General features: G+C 37.3%; 4 protein-coding genes and 1 pseudogene. 2 read left to right on the forward strand and 3 right to left on the reverse strand.

Annotation, left to right across the window (positions count from 1 at the left end; genetic code table 11):
* The coding region (locus LC574_RS31470; RefSeq protein WP_229457494.1) for a helix-turn-helix domain-containing protein at positions 1-485 on the reverse strand (485 nt) is incomplete at its 3' end.
* A 224-nt stretch (positions 486-709) separates the two neighbouring features.
* Positions 710-1,432 carry a Uma2 family endonuclease gene (locus LC574_RS31475; protein WP_229457495.1) on the reverse strand — a complete coding sequence of 241 codons (723 nt, stop codon included), beginning with the start codon at positions 1,430-1,432 and terminating at the stop codon, positions 710-712.
* Positions 1,433-1,864: 432 nt separating this feature from the next.
* On the opposite strand from LC574_RS31475, the gene LC574_RS31480 reads away from it, so the two are divergent.
* Together LC574_RS31480 and LC574_RS31485 are read left to right on the forward strand one after the other, a co-directional pair.
* Entirely contained in the window at positions 1,865-2,854 is a 990-nt protein-coding gene (locus tag LC574_RS31480; protein ID WP_229457496.1) for a DUF4351 domain-containing protein, read from the forward strand.
* Positions 2,848-3,132, forward strand: a pseudogene (locus tag LC574_RS31485) (DUF4351 domain-containing protein); the annotation flags it as partial. The gene LC574_RS31480 and the pseudogene LC574_RS31485, both read left to right, overlap by 7 nt.
* 185 nt (positions 3,133-3,317) lie before the next feature.
* Here the strand turns inward: LC574_RS31485 and LC574_RS31490 are convergent.
* The coding region (locus LC574_RS31490; protein WP_229457497.1) for a hypothetical protein at positions 3,318-3,547 on the reverse strand (230 nt) is incomplete at its 5' end.

Consider the following 3,547-nt stretch of genomic DNA (forward strand, 5'->3'; position numbering starts at 1 on the left):
GGTTCTAGCGTTTCAAATTTATATTTTTTTACCTCTTCAATCTTTTTTTCTTCTACTGACTTTCCCGGCACATAACCTACCTTTAAGCAACGCAAACCAATTCTTTTTAAAAATTCTCTCACTTGTGTTGGACTGCGCTTAACACCAGTTATTTTTTCAATGGCATCACTCGCTTCTGCAATACTTGAAGCCGGGGATTTTTCAAAATGCTCTTTCAAAATATCACTATATTGATTTAACTCACTTGGTCGTCCTTTATATTCGACTTTTTTGAGTTCTTCTACTCTTCCTGATTGATATTGTTTAATATATATTGTTAAGGTTGTTTTCGATATTTTGCACAAACTACAAATGTCTTTATGTCTTATACCCTGACTTTTTAGATACAGAGCTTCCATTTTTTTCTGTACTAATGAATGAGGATGATGATATCTTTCATAGTGCAGCTTATCAATGTCTTCTTGCGTAAAATTTATTCTCAACATCAGACTTATCTCTTAATGGCAGCCTCTTGATTATTTTGTTTATAATACTTGTTTTTGTCGCTGCATCAAAGTCTAATCTTTAGCCGTTTTTAGTATAAATATATTTATGAGCAACCAGCCTTTACGATTTGTATCGTCAAGCTATGAGTTACTTTATAGATATAATTCCCTAGCCAAGAAGCTAATTAACATGAAGGTAGCAAAAATTCAGAAATTTAGTGAATCTATGAGAAACTTTCTGGTTCAACACCAAGCGCCTTCAACCTTTGGGCTAACATTTTCACCTGTTGTTCTGCTTCCACCCGTCGCTGTTCTTCAAAAGCTATGCGTTCTTCGGCTTCCCTAATGCGTTCTTCTGGTGTCAGCAATTTTTGCCCTTCCTCGTCATACCAGTACAGCCATTCCCGCACTATACCTTGATAAATTCCCCGTTCTCGCCCAATTCCTAAACTAATTTCTGGTAGCCAAACGGGATTTCCTGACATTAAAATATATTCCCCATCAACTAGGTGATACACCTCCAAAGGCGACTTTTTACGCCGAAGGGGACTATATACAACGTAGTACAAAATTTCTAATTCTTTTGCATAAAATTCTTTCTTGGTGTTATATTCTTCCCGATATATTTGGGAAACAACTTCTAGCGCTAAGATTGGCTGCTTCTTTTCTTCCCACAGCACATAACTTAGGCGCAAGTCCTCATCAATGAAGCGTTTAACTTCTAAGCTGAGAAACCCATCAGGGACAATTGCTGGTTTGTCTGGGTCAAAATAAATACCCATGTCAACACCAAAAAACCAATCCCAGCGATCGCACCAAACCAAAGCTAGTATCGTTTTCAGCAAGCCGGGAATTAAATTTTGGAGTTCATTATTCACAGCAGTATCATCTGAGTCGGGTAGTTCTTCGGAAGATGGCAAACAATGCAGTGGATTGTAGTTTAACATGAGCGGTTTTGCCAAATCTGATTTTAGATAGATTGTAGATAATCTATTGATGTGCGATCGCAGCGCAAGAATAAAGAACCATTTTTAGCGACGCCAAATAGCCCGTCGTAGACATCGCCTGTGGATCTTTTGTCAATATTCACAGACTTGTGATTGCAAAATTTTACATTAAATTCATGGTTTTTCGATACTTATTACTAGAATCTCTAACTGACAATAGCAAAAAAGGGCAGGTACAAAACCCGCCCTCAAATCAATGAATATTTGAACTAAACTAGCGATTTAGGGTGCATTCAAAAAAACCTTTGGCGCTTATTTTTTCCTTTTGCAAATGTCAGCACAGTTTTTAACGCATGATTTATGAATGCTATAGTTGAGCAAAGCAAAACTCAATGTTAGGATTTTTTCAAAATTATTATCTGAAATCAATTCATGACTAATTTTAGCGATGTCTACGACGGGCTACGCCTACGCGCTGATTTTGATAGCCCTTGGAAAGAAATTATAGAAGCTTATTTTCCCCAAGCAATGCATTTCTTTTTCCCAGAAAATTCTGCATTAATTGATTGGGAACGTCCCTACGAGTTTTTAGATAAAGAATTTCAACAAATAGCTCGTGAAGCTGAACAGGGTAAGAGATATGCCGATCAATTAGTCAAAGTTTGGCAAACCCAAGGGGAAGAACTTTGGTTATTAATCCATGTTGAAATTCAGACACAAAAAGAAGATAACTTTCCTAAACGGATGTTTACCTACAATTTTCGCATATTTGACCGCTTTGATAAACCAGCAATAAGCCTTGCAATTCTCTGCGATCCAAACCGCGAATGGCGACCAAGCAATTACAGTTACAATTATCCCAATACTCGCTTAAATTTTGAATTTGGCAGTATTAAACTTTTGGATTACGAAAATCGCTTTCATGAGTTAGAAAATAGCGATAATCCATTTGCAACTGTCGTCATGGCGCATTTGAAAACGCAGCAGACACGCTCATCACCCGAACAACGCAAAATATGGAAATTTAGCTTAATTCGCAGACTATATGATTTGGGCTTAGGAGAGCAGGATATTCGCAACCTATATCGATTTATCGATTGGGTTATGATATTACCAAAGGCATTGGAAAATCAGTTTTGGGAAGAGTTTAAACAATTTGAACAGGAGCGGACTATGAGATATATAACTACAGGTGAGCGCATCGGCTACGAGCGCGGAAAACAAGAAGGTGAACAACAGCTTATTTTAAGGTTACTACAAAGACGAGTGGGAGAATTATCACCAGAATTGCAAGAGCGCATCAAATCTCTTTCTTTAAATCAATTAGAAAACCTTGGTGAAGCTTTGTTAGATTTTACTGCTATGGAAGATTTAGTTAACTGGTTACAAACAAATCAATCAGCTTCAAATCTATTTTTATGAAAGTTGAGCAGGAGCGGACTATGAGATATATAACTACAGGTGAGCGCATCGGCTACGAGCGCGGAAAACAAGAAGGTAAAAAAGAAGGTAAACAAGAAGGTGAACAATGGCTTATTTTAAGGTTACTACAAAGACGAGTGGGAGAATTATCACCAGAATTGCAAGAGCGCATCAAATATCTTTCTTTAAATCAATTAGAAACCCTTGGCGAAGCTTTGTTGGATTTTACTGCTAGGGAAGATTTACTTAACTGGTTGCAAACAAATCAATCAGCTTAAAATCTATTTTTATGAAAATTGTAAAAAATACATCTACTCACTTACCGATACAGAATTTTTTTAATTCAGTTCGATGATTTGTTTTTACTTTACCGAATCAAACGTTACGAGTGAGTAACAAAAAGGGCAGGTACAAAACCCGCCCTCAAAGCGATAAATATTTAAACTAAACTAGCGATCGCTACTTAATTACCAATTTTGGGCGCACTCAAAGAAACCTTGAGTGTTTCTTGTTTTTGCTGTGCTAATGTCGGCACGGAATCACGCAATCTTGCTGTCAATTGTACAGTTGTCATCCCTTGGCTAAATCTCACTGGCTGGAGGATATGTTCACACCAATACTGGGCTTGGCTCATCTGTGAACCTGACACCATTTGCCCACTCACGTTAGAAATTAATTCGATTTTGGGAGTAG

This window comes from Nostoc sp. CHAB 5715 (assembly GCF_020829685.1).
Lineage (GTDB): Bacteria > Cyanobacteriota > Cyanobacteriia > Cyanobacteriales > Nostocaceae > Nostoc.